This window comes from Streptomyces sp. NPDC023541 (assembly GCF_055559995.1).
The window spans coordinates 135,694-151,108 of record NZ_JBVHJO010000003.1 but is presented as its reverse complement, the minus strand read 5'-3'; the positions used below and the strand labels follow the sequence as shown (position 1 = coordinate 151,108).

At 72.5% G+C, this 15,415-nt stretch carries 12 protein-coding genes; 11 read left to right on the top strand and 1 reads right to left on the bottom strand.

Annotated features, from left to right (window positions below; genetic code table 11):
* Positions 1-11: 11 nt before the first annotated feature.
* The 5 genes from ACZ3X1_RS08170 to ACZ3X1_RS08150 are packed head-to-tail and all read left to right on the top strand — an operon-like array spanning position 12 to position 2,595.
* On the top strand, positions 12-866 hold the full coding sequence (locus tag ACZ3X1_RS08170) for a type II secretion system F family protein (protein ID WP_467278547.1): 855 nt from the start codon (positions 12-14) through the stop codon (positions 864-866).
* On the top strand, positions 866-1,639 hold the full coding sequence (locus tag ACZ3X1_RS08165; protein WP_467277809.1) for a type II secretion system F family protein: 774 nt from the start codon (positions 866-868) through the stop codon (positions 1,637-1,639). The genes ACZ3X1_RS08170 and ACZ3X1_RS08165 overlap by 1 nt, the downstream gene beginning before the upstream one ends.
* 47 nt (positions 1,640-1,686) lie before the next feature.
* Positions 1,687-1,884, top strand: coding sequence for a DUF4244 domain-containing protein (locus ACZ3X1_RS08160; protein WP_356810247.1), 198 nt, complete (start codon positions 1,687-1,689; stop codon positions 1,882-1,884).
* Positions 1,871-2,257: a TadE family type IV pilus minor pilin gene (locus tag ACZ3X1_RS08155; RefSeq protein WP_362626923.1), complete on the top strand. Its 387-nt coding sequence runs from the start codon at positions 1,871-1,873 to the stop codon at positions 2,255-2,257. Before ACZ3X1_RS08160 ends, ACZ3X1_RS08155 begins: the two co-directional genes overlap by 14 nt.
* A complete protein-coding gene (locus ACZ3X1_RS08150) occupies positions 2,254-2,595 on the top strand; it encodes an Rv3654c family TadE-like protein (protein WP_467277804.1) in 342 nt (113 codons plus the stop codon). Before ACZ3X1_RS08155 ends, ACZ3X1_RS08150 begins: the two co-directional genes overlap by 4 nt.
* An 830-nt stretch (positions 2,596-3,425) precedes the next feature.
* Here the strand turns inward: ACZ3X1_RS08150 and ACZ3X1_RS08145 are convergent.
* Positions 3,426-5,876, bottom strand: a complete 2,451-nt coding sequence (locus ACZ3X1_RS08145) for a DEAD/DEAH box helicase (protein WP_467277801.1) — start codon at positions 5,874-5,876, stop codon at positions 3,426-3,428.
* A gap of 81 nt (positions 5,877-5,957) precedes the next feature.
* Between ACZ3X1_RS08145 and bldG the strand changes: the two genes are divergently transcribed.
* The 6 genes from bldG to topA all read left to right on the top strand — a co-directional run bounded on the left by bldG (position 5,958) and on the right by topA (position 15,359).
* Positions 5,958-6,299, top strand: a complete 342-nt coding sequence (gene bldG, locus ACZ3X1_RS08140; protein ID WP_008743037.1) for an anti-sigma factor antagonist BldG — start codon at positions 5,958-5,960, stop codon at positions 6,297-6,299.
* 122 nt (positions 6,300-6,421) lie between these two features.
* The gene (locus tag ACZ3X1_RS08135; RefSeq protein ID WP_467277795.1) at positions 6,422-6,862 is read left to right on the top strand and encodes an ATP-binding protein; all 441 of its coding nucleotides are present in this window, start codon (positions 6,422-6,424) and stop codon (positions 6,860-6,862) included.
* A 279-nt stretch (positions 6,863-7,141) separates the two neighbouring features.
* The gene (locus ACZ3X1_RS08130; RefSeq protein WP_356810242.1) at positions 7,142-9,541 is read left to right on the top strand and encodes a sodium-translocating pyrophosphatase; all 2,400 of its coding nucleotides are present in this window, start codon (positions 7,142-7,144) and stop codon (positions 9,539-9,541) included.
* Positions 9,542-9,703: 162 nt separating this feature from the next.
* Entirely contained in the window at positions 9,704-10,270 is a 567-nt protein-coding gene (locus ACZ3X1_RS08125; protein WP_030648192.1) for a hypothetical protein, read from the top strand.
* Positions 10,271-10,414: 144 nt separating this feature from the next.
* The gene (locus ACZ3X1_RS08120; protein WP_467277791.1) at positions 10,415-11,929 is read left to right on the top strand and encodes a DUF7059 domain-containing protein; all 1,515 of its coding nucleotides are present in this window, start codon (positions 10,415-10,417) and stop codon (positions 11,927-11,929) included.
* Between the two features lie 598 nt (positions 11,930-12,527).
* The gene (gene topA / locus ACZ3X1_RS08115; RefSeq protein ID WP_467277788.1) at positions 12,528-15,359 is read left to right on the top strand and encodes a type I DNA topoisomerase; all 2,832 of its coding nucleotides are present in this window, start codon (positions 12,528-12,530) and stop codon (positions 15,357-15,359) included.
* Positions 15,360-15,415: the final 56 nt, after the last annotated feature.

The following is a 15,415-nucleotide window of genomic DNA, read 5'->3' as shown; positions in this document are numbered from 1 at the left end:
TGCCGCTGCCGCTGTTCGCAGGAGTGTTGTGCGCGGGCGCGGCCGCCTGGGGGCTCACCGGGTGCGACCGGGTGTCCCGGCGGGCACGGTTGGTGCTTGCCGACGGGGGGAGGCCGCTCGTGTGCGGGCCGCCACGCCGGGAGTTGGTGCTGGGCGCTGTCCGGGTGCGGGCCGTGCGGTGGCGTGAATGGGCCTGTCTCGGGGTCGGGCTGGTGGTCGCGCTCCTGGGAGGGTCGGTGTTCCCGTTGCTGGCGGGAGGGGCCGCGGTGCCGCTGGTGCGGCGGTGGCTGCGGGCGCGGGCGCGCGAGCGGGCCCGGTCCGCGCGCGCCGCCGAGGTGGTGGCCCTGTGCGGAGCGGCGGTCGGCGAGCTGCGGGCCGGGGCCCAGCCCGGGCAGGCGCTGATGGCGGCGATGCGGCGGTCGGCCGCGGGCCCCGGCGGGCCGGGTGCGGCGGAGGCGGGGGTGCTGGCCGCCGCGGCGTTCGGCGGGGACGTCCCTGGTGCGCTGCGGCTGGCGGCCCGGGAGCCGGGCGCGGAGGGACTTGCCGGCATGGCCGCCTGCTGGCGGGTGTCCGTGGACGGCGGAGCGGGGCTGGCCGCCGGGCTTGACCGGCTGGAGGGGGCTCTGCGGGCCGAACGGGACCGGCAGGAGTCGCTGCGGGCCCAGTTGGCTGGGGCGCGGTCGACGGTGCTGGTGCTCGCCCTGCTGCCGCTGGTGGGCCTGTTGATCGGAACCGGGCTGGGGGCGGATCCGCTGCATGTCCTGCTGCACACGCCGATGGGGTGGGGCTGTCTGCTGGCGGGCGGGGTGCTGGAGGCGCTGGGGCTGCTGTGGTGCCGGCGGATCGTCCGGGCGGGTGAGCGGTGATGGCCGGATTCTTCGTCCACAGGCTGGGGATTGTGCTGAGCCTCGCGGCGGCCCTGTGGACGGTGTCGGCGGTGGTGGCGCGGGTCAGGGCGCGCGCCGTCCGGCGCAGGACCGCCGCGCTGCTGGGGGCGCGGCCTCGGCCTCGCGGGCCGGTGTTCGGTGCCGCGCTGCGGGGCGGGGCGGTGGTGTGGGCCGGTCCGGCCGGGGCGCTGCTGGCGGGCTGGGTGCTCCTCGGCGGCGTGACCGGGGTGGTTGTCGGCTGCCTGACTGCGGTCGGGGTGCGGCGTTGGCAGGCCCGGCCGCGGCCGCCGGCCGGCATTGATCCGCGGGAGGCGGAGCGCCAGCTGCCGTTTGCCGCCGAGCTGCTGGCCGCGTGCCTGGCGGCCGGCGCCGGGCCGGTGGAGGCCGCGGAGGTGGTGGGCGAGTCGCTGGGCGGCCCGGTGGGCGAGCGGCTCGCGAGTGCCGGGGCGGAGCTGCGGCTCGGCGGCGAACCGGGCGCCGGGTGGGGGAGGTTGGCGGAGATACCGGGTGCCCGGGCACTCGCCGACTGTCTGGAGCGTGCCGCGCGGACCGGGGCGCCCGCGGCGGAGCCGGTGTCCCGGCTCGCCTCAGGGCTCCGGGAGGACCGGGCCCGCCGGGCCGGAGCCAGGGCGCAGCGGGCGGCGGTCCTCGTCACGGCCCCGGTGGGGCTGTGTTTCCTCCCCGCTTTTCTCTCGATCGGGGTCGCTCCGGTGGTGATCGGTATGGCCTCGGGACTTCTCTCCGGCACCTGAAGTCACATTGATCACACATCAACAACGGAAATACACAGGAGGTTGCCATGAGGATCATCTGGGTTCGTGTGCGGACGGCGCTCGGCGGTCGCGGGAGCGATGCGGGGATGTCCACTTCGGAATACGCCATGGGCACGATCGCGGCCTGCGCATTCGCGGCTGTCCTCTACAAGGTGGTGACGAGCGAAGTCGTCGCCACGGCCCTTCAGTCGACCATCGGGAAGGCGCTCGATGTGCCGTTCTGAGGGGAAGTCCGGGGCAGGCCGGGGAATGGGGGACCGCGGATATGTGACCGCGGAGGCCGCCCTGGTGATTCCGGCGCTGGTGCTCTTCGCGGCCATGCTGGTGTGGGCTCTGATGGCGGCTGCCGGACAGATCCGGTGCGTGGACGCGGCGCGGGCCGGTGCGCGGGCGGCGTCCAGGTCGGAGCCCGCGGAGGTGGCGGTGGCGGCGGCGCGAGAGGCGGCGCCGCCGCGGGCACGGGTGGAGCTGGAGCGGGTGGGCGACCTCTGGCGGGTCCGCGTGGCGGCGCCCGTTCCGGGGCCGGGCGGGATCCCGCTGCGGCTGGGCGCGCAGGCGGTGGCACTCGCCGAGGACAGCGTGGGGCCGCCGCCGTGAGCCGGGACCGGGGCTCGGCCACGGTCTGGGCCGCGCTCGTCGCGACGGTGCTGGGGGCGGTGTTCGCAGGGGTGCTGCTGCTCGGCCAGGCCGTCGTGGCCCGCCACCGGGCGGCCGCGGCCGCGGACCTGGCGGCGCTCGCGGCGGCGGCCACCTGGGCGCACGGCCCGGACACCGCCTGCGCCACGGCGCTCAGGGTGGCCAGGGCGCAGGGCGCGGACCTCGCCGGGTGCCGCCTCGGGGGCGAGGTCGCCGAGGTGGAGGCCCGGGTTGCGGCGGGCCCCTTCGCGCCCCGGATACGGGCCCGCGCGGGCCCACCCCGAGAGCCGCCGGTCTGACGACCCGGTGGGGCCGTCTGGCGGGGGCTCGCGGGCTGGCGCCTGAGCGGCCGGGCTGATGGCCCTGCGGGGCCGTCCGGGGTAGGCCGCAGCCCGTTTGGAGCAGCCGGGGCTGGTCGGGCTTGCCCGTGGCGCAGGGCTGAGGGCCCGGTGGGGCCGTCCGGGGCAAGCCCGGTATATCGGCGGGACTGCCCGCGGGCTCGGCCCAGAACCGCAGGCTGAGGGCCTCGTGGGACCCGTCCGAGGTAGGCCCGACAGTCCCGCTCGGGGCGCCCCAGGGCGCTCGGGCCCGCCCTGGGACTAGGCGGCTCGGTTCCCGCAGGGTCCGGTGGGGCCGGCCGTCCGGGGGCGGTGGGCCCGGCATCTTGGCCGGAGCAGCCAGGGGCTCGCGGTCCCGAGAGCCGCAGGCTGTGGGCCTCTTGGGGCAGCGGGCCCGGCAGGCCGCCCGGGGCGCCCCAAGGCGTCCCGGCCCCGCCCTTGGTGCCAGCGGCTCAGGCCCCGCAGGGTCCCGTGGGAGCGCCCGGGGGACGCCCGGCCGGGCCAAGCCGGGGTTCCGCCCGGGGCGCCAGGGGCGCCTGTCGGGGGCCGGTTCGGGTCGGCTCCGGGTTGTCCGGGGCGCTGCCCCGGGCAGGACAGGCCCCGGGCAGGACAGGCCCCGGCCAGGGCACCGGACAGGCCCAGGACAGCACTAGGACAGGCGCCGGAGGGCTAGGGCAGGCCCCGGACACGTCCCGGCCAGGCCCGGGACCCAGATCAGGCCCACGTCAGGCCCAGGTCAGGCCCACGTCAGGTCCAGGTGAGGGCTGGGACGGGGCGGGGGCGGAGGCGCCTCAAGGGCTTTCGGAGAGGAGGCGGGTGAGGAGGCGGATGGCGCCGCGCTTGTGGAGGGGGTCGTTGCCGTTGCCGCACTTGGGGGACTGGATGCAGGAGGGGCAGCCGGCCTCGCATTCGCAGGCGGCGATGGCGTCGCGGGTGGCCGTCAGCCAGGGGCGGGCCGTGTGGAAGGCCCGCTCCGCGAAGCCGGCGCCGCCGGGGTGGCCGTCGTAGACGAAGACCGTGGGGAGGAGGGTGTCGGGATGCAGCGGCACGGAAACGCCGCCGATGTCCCAGCGGTCGCAGGTGGCGAACAGCGGCAGCATGCCGATGGAGGCGTGTTCCGCGGCGTGCAGGGCGCCGCCGAGGATCTCCGGGTTGATCCGGGCCTCGTCGAGCTGCTCCTCGGTCACAGTCCACCAGACGGCCCTGGTGCGCAGGGTGCGGGGCGGCAGGTCCAGCTTGGCCTCGCCGAGGACCTCGCCGGTGATCAGCTTGCGGCGCAGGTAGGAGACGACCTGGTTGGTCACCTCCACGGAGCCGAAGCAGAGCCGGGCCGAGCCCCAGGGGATCTCGGTCTCGCTTTCCAGGATGGAGATGGAGGTGGTGTCGCGGGCCGTGGTGGAGAAGGGCGGGTCCGCCGCCTCCACGAGGGCCGCCGAGCCCTCCAGGTCCAGGTGCTGCACGAGATACGTGCGCCCCTGGTGGAGGTGGACGGCCCCCTCGTGGACGGTGGTGTGGGCCGCCGACTCGTCGACCGTGCCCAGCAGCCGGCCGGTGGAGGCCTCGACGATCTGCACCGGGCGGCCGCCGCCGCCCCGGATGTCGGTCAGGTCCGAGGCCCGCTCCCGGCGGGTCCAGTGCCAGCCGGACGCCCGGCGGCGCAGCAGCTTCGCCGCTTCGAGCTGGGGGAGGAGCTCCTTGGTGGTGGGGCCGAAGAGGTCCAGGTCCGCCTCGGTCAGCGGGAGCTCCTCCGCGGCCGCGCACAGGTGCGGGGCGAGGACGTACGGGTTGTCGGGGTCCAGGACAGTGGCCTCCACCGGTTGGCGGAACAGCGCCTCCGGATGGTGGACCAGGTAGGTGTCGAGCGGATCGTCGCGGGCGACCAGCACGGCCAGGGCGCCCTGGCCCGAGCGCCCGGCCCGGCCCGCCTGCTGCCACAGGGAGGCCCGAGTGCCCGGGTAGCCGGTGATCAGTACGGCGTCCAGGCCGGAGACGTCCACGCCCAGCTCCAGGGCGCTCGTGGCGGCCAGCCCCAGCAGCTCGCCGGAGTGCAGGGCCCGCTCCAGGGCCCGCCGCTCCTCGGGCAGGTAGCCGCCCCGGTAGGCCGCGACCCGCCGCGGCAGGGACCGGTCCACTTCCGCGAGGCGCTCCTTCGTGATCACGGAGATCAGCTCGGCGCCGCGCCGGGAGCGCACGAAAGCGACCGTACGGACGCCTTGGACCACCAGGTCGGTCAGCAGGTCGGCGGTCTCCGCGGTGGCCGTACGGCGTACCGGGGCGCCCTTCTCGCCCCGCAGCTCGGTGAGCAGCGGGGGCTCCCAGAGGGCGAAGACCACCTCGCCGCGCGGTGAGGCGTCGTCGGTGATCTCGATCACGGGTACGCCGGTCAACCGGGACGCGGCGGCCGCAGGATCACTGGCCGTGGCGGAGGCCAGCAGGAACACCGGCTGCGAGCCGTAGCGGGCGCACAGCCGCCGCAGCCGGCGCAGGACCTGGGCCACGTGGGATCCGAAGACGCCGCGGTAGGTGTGGCACTCGTCGATCACCACGTAGCGCAAGGCGCGCAGGAAGGAGGACCAGCGGGGGTGGGCGGGGAGGATCCCGCGGTGCAGCATGTCGGGGTTGGTGAGGACGTGGTTGGCGTACTGGCGCACCCATTCGCGCTCCTCGACCGGCGTGTCCCCGTCGTAGACCGCGGCGCGGACGGCGTTGCCCAGCGGGGCGGCCAGGTCCCGTACGGCGCGCCGCTGGTCGGCCGCCAGGGCCTTGGTGGGGGCCAGGTACAGGGTGGTCGCGCCCCTGCCGTTCGGCGCCTGCGCGCCGTCCACGAGGGCCGACAGCACGGGTGCGAGGTAGGCCAGGGACTTGCCGGAGGCGGTCCCCGTGGCCACGACCACGGATTCTCCGTCCAGGGCGTGTTCGGCGGCCGCGGCCTGGTGTTCCCACGGATGGTCGATTCCGGCGGACTGGATGGCGGCTACTACGTCCGTTCGGATGCGGTCGGGCCAGACTGCATGACGGCCCTCCCGAGGGGGCAAGTGCTCCGTATGGGTGATGCGCGCAGAGCGGAAAGGCCCCCGTGACAGGCGGTCCAGGACCGTGCCGGGGGTGGGTCGGGAGTCCGCGTCTGCCGTGGGCCGTCCGGGACCGTGAGTGTTGGCCATCGGAACCGAGTGTGTCACCGGCGTGCGGGACAATGGTCGGAAGGCGTCGTGCGCGCCTGCCGGTAAGTGATTGAATGCCATTGCGGCAGCCAATCCCTCACCTACCTTCGGGTGGGGAGGCCCCTGGGGGGCGCCGCTCGATAGCAAGGTGCTGGAGGATCCGTGGACCTGTCCCTGTCGACTCGCACTGTCGGCGACCGTACGGTCGTGGAGGTCGGTGGCGAGATTGATGTGTATACCGCGCCCAAGCTGCGCGAGCAGTTGGTCGAGTTGGTGAACGACGGCAGCTACCACCTGGTCGTCGACATGGAGCGAGTGGACTTCCTCGACTCCACCGGACTGGGTGTGCTCGTGGGAGGCCTCAAGCGCGTCCGCGCGCACGAGGGTTCGCTCCGCCTGGTGTGCAACCAGGAGCGCATCTTGAAGATCTTCCGTATCACCGGTCTGACCAAGGTGTTCCCGATCCACACCACGGTGGAAGACGCCGTCAACGCCACCGACTGACGGCTCCAGGCGGCCCCCGGCAGTCTCCGGGCAGCTGGGGGCCGACAAGGAGAGCGGGGGTGCCGGGCCATGGATGGTCCGGACCCCTGTCAAGGCACGCCCGTAGTCCGAGGGGGACGCGCATGGCCACCGTTGAACTGCGCTTCAGCGCCCAGCCCGAACACGTCCGGACGGCCCGCCTGGTCGCGGCCGCCGTGGCGCGCAGGGCCGGCGTGGAGGAAGCCGTCCTCGACGAGGTCCGCCTCGCCGTGGGCGAGGCCTGCTCGCGTGCCGTCGGACTCCACCGGACCAACGGGCTCACCGCGCCCGTCCGGGTGGTGCTGACCGAAGAGGACAAGACGTTCTCCATCGAGGTCGGCGACGAGGTCCCCGGCCCGGGCGGGGGCCCGGCCGAGACCATGTCCGGCATCGCCGCGGTCGAGGACTCCGACGGGGACACCGAGGACGAGATGGGTCTCGCGGTGATCAGCGGGCTCGTCGACGACGTCGAGGTGACCAGTGGGGAATCGGGCGGAACCATCCGGATGAGCTGGCCCGTCTCGGGTTCCGCCGACCTTCACTGAGATCACGACGTGATCCTGGCGCGCATCCTGGCGCGCACAAACCTCCTATCTTCTGATCTTTATCAAGGCCCTGCTGAGCAGGGCCTTTTTTCATTTCTCTAGATCAATGAGCATTCGTCAATGCCTTTGCCCCATTACCACTTTCGAGGGTAATGGAGTGACGCGATCTATTGCTGAGGAGCAGGAGCACGCCAATTACGTTTCCTGCGCACTGTTTTGATCGGGGTGGGCTCCCTACAATCCGTCCACATCTTGAGCTCATCACGTCAAGGAGGACGAATGACGGGGCTCTTCACCCCTCTCGCGCCGGACAGCACCGCTGATCTGGCATCCGCAGTACTCACCGATGACAATCGGCTCATCGTGATGGTCATTGCGGCCGTGGCACTCGCCGCACTCGTCGTCGCGCAGTTCCTGGTCCGCCAGGTCCTCGCCGCCGACGAGGGAACCGACAGCATGAAGAAGATCGCCGCGGCCGTCCAGGAAGGCGCCAACGCCTACCTCGGCCGGCAGCTGCGCACTCTCGGCATCTTCGCCGTCGTGGTCTTCTTCCTGCTCTTCCTGCTCCCCGCCGACGACTGGAACCAGCGGGCGGGACGCTCCGCCTTCTTCCTCGTCGGCGCCATCTTCTCGGCGGCCACCGGCTACATCGGCATGCGCCTGGCGGTCCGCGCCAACGTCCGCGTCGCGGCGGCGGCGCGCCAGGCCACCCCGGCCGAGGGGGAGCCCGCCAAGGACCTGACCGAGGTCTCCCACCAGGCGATGAAGATCGCCTTCCGTACGGGTGGCGTGGTCGGCATGTTCACCGTCGGCCTCGGCCTCCTCGGCGCCTCCTGCGTCGTCCTGGTCTACGCCGCGGACGCCCCCAAGGTCCTGGAGGGCTTCGGTCTCGGCGCCGCCCTGATCGCGATGTTCATGCGCGTGGGCGGCGGAATCTTCACGAAGGCCGCCGACGTCGGCGCCGACCTGGTCGGCAAGGTCGAACAGGGCATTCCGGAGGACGACCCGCGCAATGCCGCGACCATCGCCGACAACGTGGGCGACAACGTCGGAGACTGCGCCGGAATGGCGGCCGACCTCTTCGAGTCCTACGCCGTCACCCTCGTGGCCGCGCTCATCCTCGGCAAGGCTGCCTTCGGCGACCTGGGCCTCGCCTTCCCGCTGATCGTCCCCGCGATCGGCGTGATCACCGCGATGATCGGCATCTTCGCGGTCTCCCCGCGCCGCAGCGACCGCAGCGGCATGACCGCCATCAACCGCGGCTTCTTCATCTCGGCCGTGATCTCCCTGGTCCTGGTCGCGATTGCCGTGTACGCCTACCTCCCGGCCTCCTACAAGGACCTCGTCGGCGTCGAGAACGCGGCCATCACCAACCACTCAGGTGACCCGCGCGTCCTGGCCGTCGTCGCCGTCGCCATCGGCATCGTGCTGGCGGCCCTGATCCAGCAGCTCACCGGCTACTTCACCGAGACCAACCGCCGTCCCGTCCGGGACATCGGCAAGTCCTCCCTGACCGGCGCGGCCACCGTCGTCCTCGCCGGCATCTCCGTCGGCCTGGAGTCCGCCGTCTACACGGCGCTGCTCATCGGTCTCGGCGTCTACGGGGCGTTCCTGCTCGGCGGCACGTCGATCCTGCTCGCCCTCTTCGCGGTGGCCCTGGCCGGCACCGGCCTGCTCACCACCGTCGGCGTCATCGTCGCCATGGACACCTTCGGACCCGTCTCCGACAACGCCCAGGGCATCGCCGAGATGTCGGGCGACGTCGAGGGCGCGGGTGCCCAGGTCCTGACCGACCTGGACGCCGTGGGCAACACCACCAAGGCCATCACCAAGGGCATCGCCATCGCCACGGCAGTGCTCGCCGCCGCCGCGCTCTTCGGCTCGTACAACGACGCGATCGCCACCGCCGTCAAGGAAGTCGGGGCCAAGGCCGGGGAGATGAACCTCAGCCTGGACATCGCACAGCCCAACAACCTCGTCGGGCTGATCCTGGGCGCGGCCGTGGTCTTCCTGTTCTCCGGCCTCGCCATCAACGCGGTCTCCCGCTCCGCGGGCGCCGTGGTCTACGAGGTGCGCCGCCAGTTCCGCGAGCACCCCGGGATCATGGACTACACCGAGAAGCCCGAGTACGGGCGCGTCGTCGACATCTGCACCAAGGACGCGCTGCGCGAGCTCGCCACGCCCGGCCTGCTCGCCGTCCTGACGCCGATCGCGGTGGGCTTCAGCCTCGGCGTCGGCGCGCTCGGGTCCTTCCTCGCCGGCGCCATCGGCACGGGCACGCTGATGGCGGTCTTCCTCGCCAACTCCGGCGGCGCGTGGGACAACGCGAAGAAGCTGGTCGAGGACGGCCACCACGGCGGCAAGGGCAGCGAGGCCCACGCGGCGGTCGTCATCGGCGACACGGTCGGCGACCCGTTCAAGGACACCGCCGGTCCCGCGATCAACCCGCTGCTCAAGGTCATGAACCTGGTGGCGCTGCTGATCGCGCCCGCCGTCGTGCAGTTCAGCTACGGCGCGGACACCAGCCCGACCGTACGGGCGGTCGTAGCGGTCCTCGCGATCGGCGTCATCATCGGCGCCGTGTACGTCTCCAAGCGCCGCGGCATCGCCGTGGGCGACGAGGGCGACGGGACGGCCGAGCGGGTGGCCCAGTCCGCAGACCCGGCGACGGTCTCCTGACCGAGGCACCGACCGACAGGACGGGCCGGGCCGGGCAGGGCCGGCCGTGCGCCCGAACGGCGGACAGGCGGCGCGGACTGACGCGCCGTCTGTCCGCCTTTCTGCGTCGCGGATGGCAGGCGTGTATCTTCCGGGCCGAGAGCCTTCGAAGGGACCAATCCGGTGAACAAGAAGCTTGCGGCCGCGTTGTCGGGCAGTGCGGTGCTGATGCTCGTCCTGTCCGGCTGCGGCGGAGACGACGGCGACGAGAAGGCCAACGCCTGGGCCAAGAAGGTCTGCGACCAGTGGCAGCCCGAACTCAAGAAGATCGAGACGGCCAACGCGGACATCAAGCGGGTGGCGACCGAGAGCAGCAAGCCCGACGAGGTCAAGCAGACGGACGCGGCGGCCTTCGCGACCATGTCCGAGTCGTACAAGACGATGGGTAGCGCCCTGCAGCAGGCGGGGGTGCCGCCGGTCAAGGACGGCGCCACGACCCAGGCGGCGGCGGTCAAGGGCTTCGAGTCGACCTCCAAGGGGTACGCCGACTTGAAGGCGAAGATGGACACCCTCGACCCCGCGGACCAGACGAAGTTCGCCGACGGCCTCAAGGAGGTCGCGGGCGGTCTGGAAGCGGCGACGAAGGGCGGCCAGGACGCGCTCGCCACGCTCAACGAGGGCGGCCTGGACAAGGCCATCAACAGCCAGAAGGGCTGCCAGGTCGCGGCGCCTTCGGCATCGCCCAAGTAGCCGGGCCCGCAGGCCCCGCAGGGCCGCGCAGCGCCGTACGAAGACCCGGGCGGCCGGGCTCCCGTGAGGGGATCGCGGCCGCCCTTTCGTGCGTACGGGCCCGTGGTGAGCGGCAGAACGGGCCCCAGCGGACACAATGGAGGCGTGAGTACCACGAGCCTCCCCACCCCCGACCATGCCGCCGAGCTCCGCAGCGCCATGCTGGCCGCCGGCTTCACCGCCGACGGGCTGCTCGACCTGCTCGGCGCCCCCGCCTACGCCGCGCTGGCCCGCAGTGAGACCGTCCCCGCGCTGCGCGCCACCCGGGGTGGCGGCGAGGGACCGCTCGCGACCCTGGTCCGGCTGTTCCTGCTGCAGCAGCCCGTGCCGTACGTGCACGCCGCGTCGGCGATGCCGGTCGAGGCCGCCCTGGCCGACGGCTGGCTGCGGCGCGAGGGCGACGAGGTGCACGCCACCGTCGACGTGCGCCCGTACGGCGGCCCGGACGGCGAGGACTGGTTCATCGTCTCGGACCTCGGGTGCGCCGTGGGCGGGGCCGGCGGGATCGGCAGCCGGGAGGAGGGCGTCGTCCTCGGCGTCGGCGGCGCCTCCACCACCCTGGCCGGTATCACCGTGCGCACCCCGGTCGGCTCCGCCCTGGACCTCGGCACCGGATCCGGCATCCAGGCGCTGCACGCCACCCGGCACGCGACGAGGGTCACCGCCACCGACGTCAACCCCAGGGCCCTCGGATTCACCCGTTTGACGCTCGCGCTCTCCGGGGCGCCGGAGGCCGAGCTGCTCACCGGCTCGCTCTACGAGCCGGTCGGCGAGGCCACGTACGACTTGATCGTCTCGAACCCGCCGTTCGTGATCTCCCCCGGCGCCCGGCTGACGTACCGCGACGGCGGGATGGGCGGCGACGACCTGTGCCGGACCCTGGTCCAGGAGGCGGGCGAGCGGCTCAACCCCGGCGGGTACGCGCAGTTCCTCGGCAACTGGCAGCACGTGGAGGGCGAGGACTGGCACGACAGGCTCCGCTCCTGGGTGCCGCGCGGCTGCGACGCCTGGATCGTGCAGCGTGACGTGCAGGACGTCACGCAGTACGCGGAGCTGTGGCTGCGCGACGCGGGGGACCACCGCACCGACCCCGCCGAGTACGCGCGGCGGTACGAGGACTGGCTCGACGAGTTCGAAGCCCGCAAGACCAGGTCGGTCGGCTTCGGATGGATCACCTTGCGGCGGACGGACGCGGCCGAGCCCTCGATCGTGGTCGAGGAGTGGCCGCACACGGTGGAGCAGCCGCTCGGCGAGGCCGTCCTCGCCCACTTCGCCCGCCAGGACTACCTGCGCGAGCACGACGACGCGGCCCTGCTGGAGGCCCATTTCACGCTGGTGGAGGAAGTGGTCCAGGAGCAGGTCGGCCCGCCCGGCGCGGAGGACCCGGAACACGTCGTGCTCCGGCAGAACCGCGGAATGCGGCGCGCCACGAAGGTCGACACGGTCGGCGCGGGCTTCGCGGGAGTGTGTGACGGCTCACTGAGCGCCGGGCGGATCCTCGACGCGATCGCGCAGCTGATGCAGGAGGACCCCGTGGTGCTGCGGGACCGGACCCCGGAGGCCATCCGGCTGCTGGTCGAGCAGGGGTTCCTGGAGCCCGTGGCGCGCCCCGGCCAGTAGCCGGCACCGGGATGTAACCCGGGGTTCGCCCGGCGTATCCCCGGGGCCGGCAGTATGCAGGACAGCGGGATCCGGGGGGGTCCCGAGAGTGGCCCGGGGGAGAGGGGGAACAGCGCGGAAGGCGGTCCGGCGATCTTCGCGAGGGCCGTGTTCCCGCTGCTCGGGGCCTCTGCAGGCCTGGACGGGAGCGCGCGCCGGCCGCTGTGCGCCGGTGGCCCGAGGTGCGCGCCCCGTCGTGGTCGAAGCGATGGTTCCGTTTTTCCGGCAGGGCTTCGGTGAGGCTTTCGCCACCTTCGGGGCCCGGCGCGCCGCACGGCTCCGGACCCGCCGCGGCGGGTTGGCCGGCGGCCGCGGCACCGGCCCGGAATGCCGGTGCGGGACGGGGCGCGGGAGCGGGGCCAGACGGCCCCCCGGCCACTCGGCCCGGTGATCGGGAAGGGGCGGGCGCGGCATCCGGGCGGCAGAAACGGCACTTGTCGGGTTACCGTTCGAGTGGCCGTTGCGGGCTTGTGCCGTTTGACACGGGGGCGGGTTGTACCGTCACACTCCGCAGCGTCGCCGTACTGCGACCGAGTGCCGACCGGAGAGAAGAGCCAAGTTGTCCCCGACTAGCGAGACCGCAAAGGGCGGCCGCCGACTCGTCATCGTCGAGTCCCCAGCCAAGGCGAAGACGATCAAGGGCTACCTCGGCCCGGGATACGTCGTCGAGGCGAGCGTCGGGCACATCCGCGACCTCCCGAACGGCGCGGCCGAGGTTCCCGACAAGTACACCGGCGAGGTCCGCCGTCTCGGCGTGGACGTCGAGCACGACTTCGCGCCCATCTACGTCGTCAACGCCGACAAGAAGGCCCAGGTCAGGAAGCTCAAGGAGCTGCTGGCCGAGTCCGACGAACTCTTCCTCGCCACCGATGAGGACCGCGAGGGCGAAGCCATCGCGTGGCACCTGCAGGAAGTCCTCAAGCCCAAGGTCCCCGTCCACCGGATGGTCTTCCACGAGATCACCAAGGACGCGATCCGCGACGCCGTCGCCAACCCGCGCGAGCTCAACCAGCGCATGGTCGACGCCCAGGAGACCCGGCGCATCCTCGACCGCCTCTACGGCTACGAGGTCTCGCCGGTCCTGTGGAAGAAGGTCATGCCGCGCCTGTCGGCCGGCCGCGTCCAGTCGGTGGCCACCCGCCTCGTCGTCGAGCGGGAGCGCGAGCGCATCGCCTTCCGCTCCGCCGAGTACTGGGACCTGACCGGAACCTTCTCCACCGGCCGGGCCGGAGACGCCTCCGACCCGTCGACCCTGGTCGCCCGCCTGAACACGGTGGACGGCAAGCGCGTCGCCCAGGGCCGAGACTTCGGCTCGAACGGGCAGCTCAAGAGCGAGGTGCTGCACCTCGACGAGGCGGGCGCCCGGGCGCTGGCCGCCGCGCTGGAAGGTGCTTCGTTCGCCGTCCGGTCCGTCGAGTCCAAGCCGTACCGCCGTTCCCCGTACGCCCCGTTCCGTACGACGACGCTCCAGCAGGAGGCCTCGCGCAAGCTGGGCTTCGGTGCGAAGGCGACGATGCAGGTGGCGCAGAAGCTGTACGAGAACGGCTTCATCACCTACATGCGTACGGACTCCACCACGCTGTCCGACACCGCGGTGTCGGCCGCCCGGGCGCAGGTCACCCAGCTCTACGGAGCCGACTACCTGCCGGAGAAGCCCCGCGTCTACGCGGGCAAGGTCAAGAACGCGCAGGAGGCGCACGAGGCGATCCGTCCTTCGGGTGATCGTTTCCGCACCCCGGCCGAGACGGGTCTGACCGGTGACCAGTTCCGCCTGTACGAGCTGATCTGGAAGCGCACCGTCGCCTCCCAGATGAAGGACGCGGTCGGCAACAGCGTCACCGTGAAGATCGGCGGCCGGGCGTCCGACGGACGCGACGCCGAGTTCAGCGCGTCCGGCAAGACGATCACCTTCCACGGCTTCATGAAGGCGTACGTCGAGGGCGCGGACGACCCGAACGCCGAGCTCGACGACCGCGAGCGGCGCCTGCCGCAGGTCGCGGAGGGCGACGCGCTCGCCGCCGAGGAGATCACGGCGGACGGCCACTCGACCAAGCCGCCGGCCCGCTACACCGAGGCCTCGCTGGTCAAGGAGCTCGAAGAGCGGGAGATCGGCCGGCCGTCGACGTACGCGTCGATCATCGGCACGATCCTCGACCGCGGATACGTCTTCAAGAAGGGCACGGCCCTCGTGCCGTCCTTCCTGTCGTTCGCCGTGGTCAACCTGCTGGAGAAGCACTTCGGCAGGCTCGTCGACTACGACTTCACCGCGAAGATGGAGGACGACCTCGACCGCATCGCACGGGGTGAGGCCCAGTCCGTGCCGTGGCTGAAGCGCTTCTACTTCGGCTCCGAGGACGCCACCGAGGTCGTACCGGCCGACGGCGACCACCTCGGCGGTCTGAAGGAGCTGGTCACCGACCTGGGCGCGATCGACGCCCGGGAGATCTCCTCTTTCCCGGTCGGCGAGGGCATCGTGCTGCGCGTAGGCCGCTACGGCCCGTACGTGGAGCGGGGCGAGAAGGACGCCGAGGGCCACCAGCGCGCCGACGTCCCGGACGAGATGGCTCCGGACGAGCTGACGGTCGCCTATGCGGAGGAGCTGTTCGCGAAGCCGAGCGGCGAGTTCCAGCTCGGCAAGGACCCGGTCAGCGGGAACGAGATCGTCGCCAAGGACGGCCGCTACGGGCCGTACGTGACGGAGATCCTGCCCGAGGGCACGCCGAAGACCGGCAAGAACGCGGTCAAGCCTCGGACGGCCTCGCTCTTCAAGACGATGAGCCTGGACACCGTCACCCTCGACGACGCCCTGAAGCTGATGTCGCTGCCGCGTGTCGTCGGCGCGGACGCCGAGGGCGTGGAGATCACGGCCCAGAACGGCCGCTACGGCCCGTACCTGAAGAAGGGCACGGACTCGCGGTCGCTGGAGACCGAGGACCAGCTCTTCACGATCACGCTGGACGAGGCGCTCGCCATCTACGCGCAGCCCAAGCAGCGCGGGCGGGCCGCGGCCAAGCCGCCGCTGAAGGAGCTGGGCACGGACCCGGTCAGCGAGAAGCCGGTGGTGGTCAAGGACGGCCGCTTCGGGCCGTACGTGACGGACGGCGAGACGAACGCGACGCTGCGGCGGGACGACGACGTCGAGACGATCACGCCGGAGCGGGGCTACGAGCTGCTCGCGGAGAAGCGGGCGAAGGCCCCGGCCAAGAAGACGGCGAAGAAGGCCGCCGCCAAGAAGGCCCCGGCGAAGAAGGCGACCGCGACGAAGACCGCGGCCGCGAAGAAGACCGCCGCGAAGAAGACGACGACCGCGAAGGCGGCGACCGCGAAGAAGACGGTCGCGAAGAAGACGGCGGCGAAGAAGACGGCTGCGGCCCCGGCTGCGGACGAGTAGTCGCGACGAGAGCCCCGTGTCCCGAGCCCCGTGCTCCGGCGCGGGGCTCTCACGTA

What these genes read in the sequence shown, in the direction of transcription:
- ACZ3X1_RS08165 (WP_467277809.1), top strand. Translation starts at nt 866, where the DNA reads ATGGCCGGATTCTTCGTCCACAGGCTGGGGATTGTGCTGAGCCTCGCG.
- ACZ3X1_RS08160 (WP_356810247.1), top strand. Translation starts at nt 1,687, where the DNA reads ATGAGGATCATCTGGGTTCGTGTGCGGACGGCGCTCGGCGGTCGCGGG.
- ACZ3X1_RS08155 (WP_362626923.1), top strand. Translation starts at nt 1,871, where the DNA reads ATGTGCCGTTCTGAGGGGAAGTCCGGGGCAGGCCGGGGAATGGGGGAC.
- ACZ3X1_RS08145 (WP_467277801.1), bottom strand. Translation starts at nt 5,876, where the DNA reads ATGGCATTCAATCACTTACCGGCAGGCGCGCACGACGCCTTCCGACCA.
- ACZ3X1_RS08135 (WP_467277795.1), top strand. Translation starts at nt 6,422, where the DNA reads ATGGCCACCGTTGAACTGCGCTTCAGCGCCCAGCCCGAACACGTCCGG.
- ACZ3X1_RS08130 (WP_356810242.1), top strand. Translation starts at nt 7,142, where the DNA reads ATGACGGGGCTCTTCACCCCTCTCGCGCCGGACAGCACCGCTGATCTG.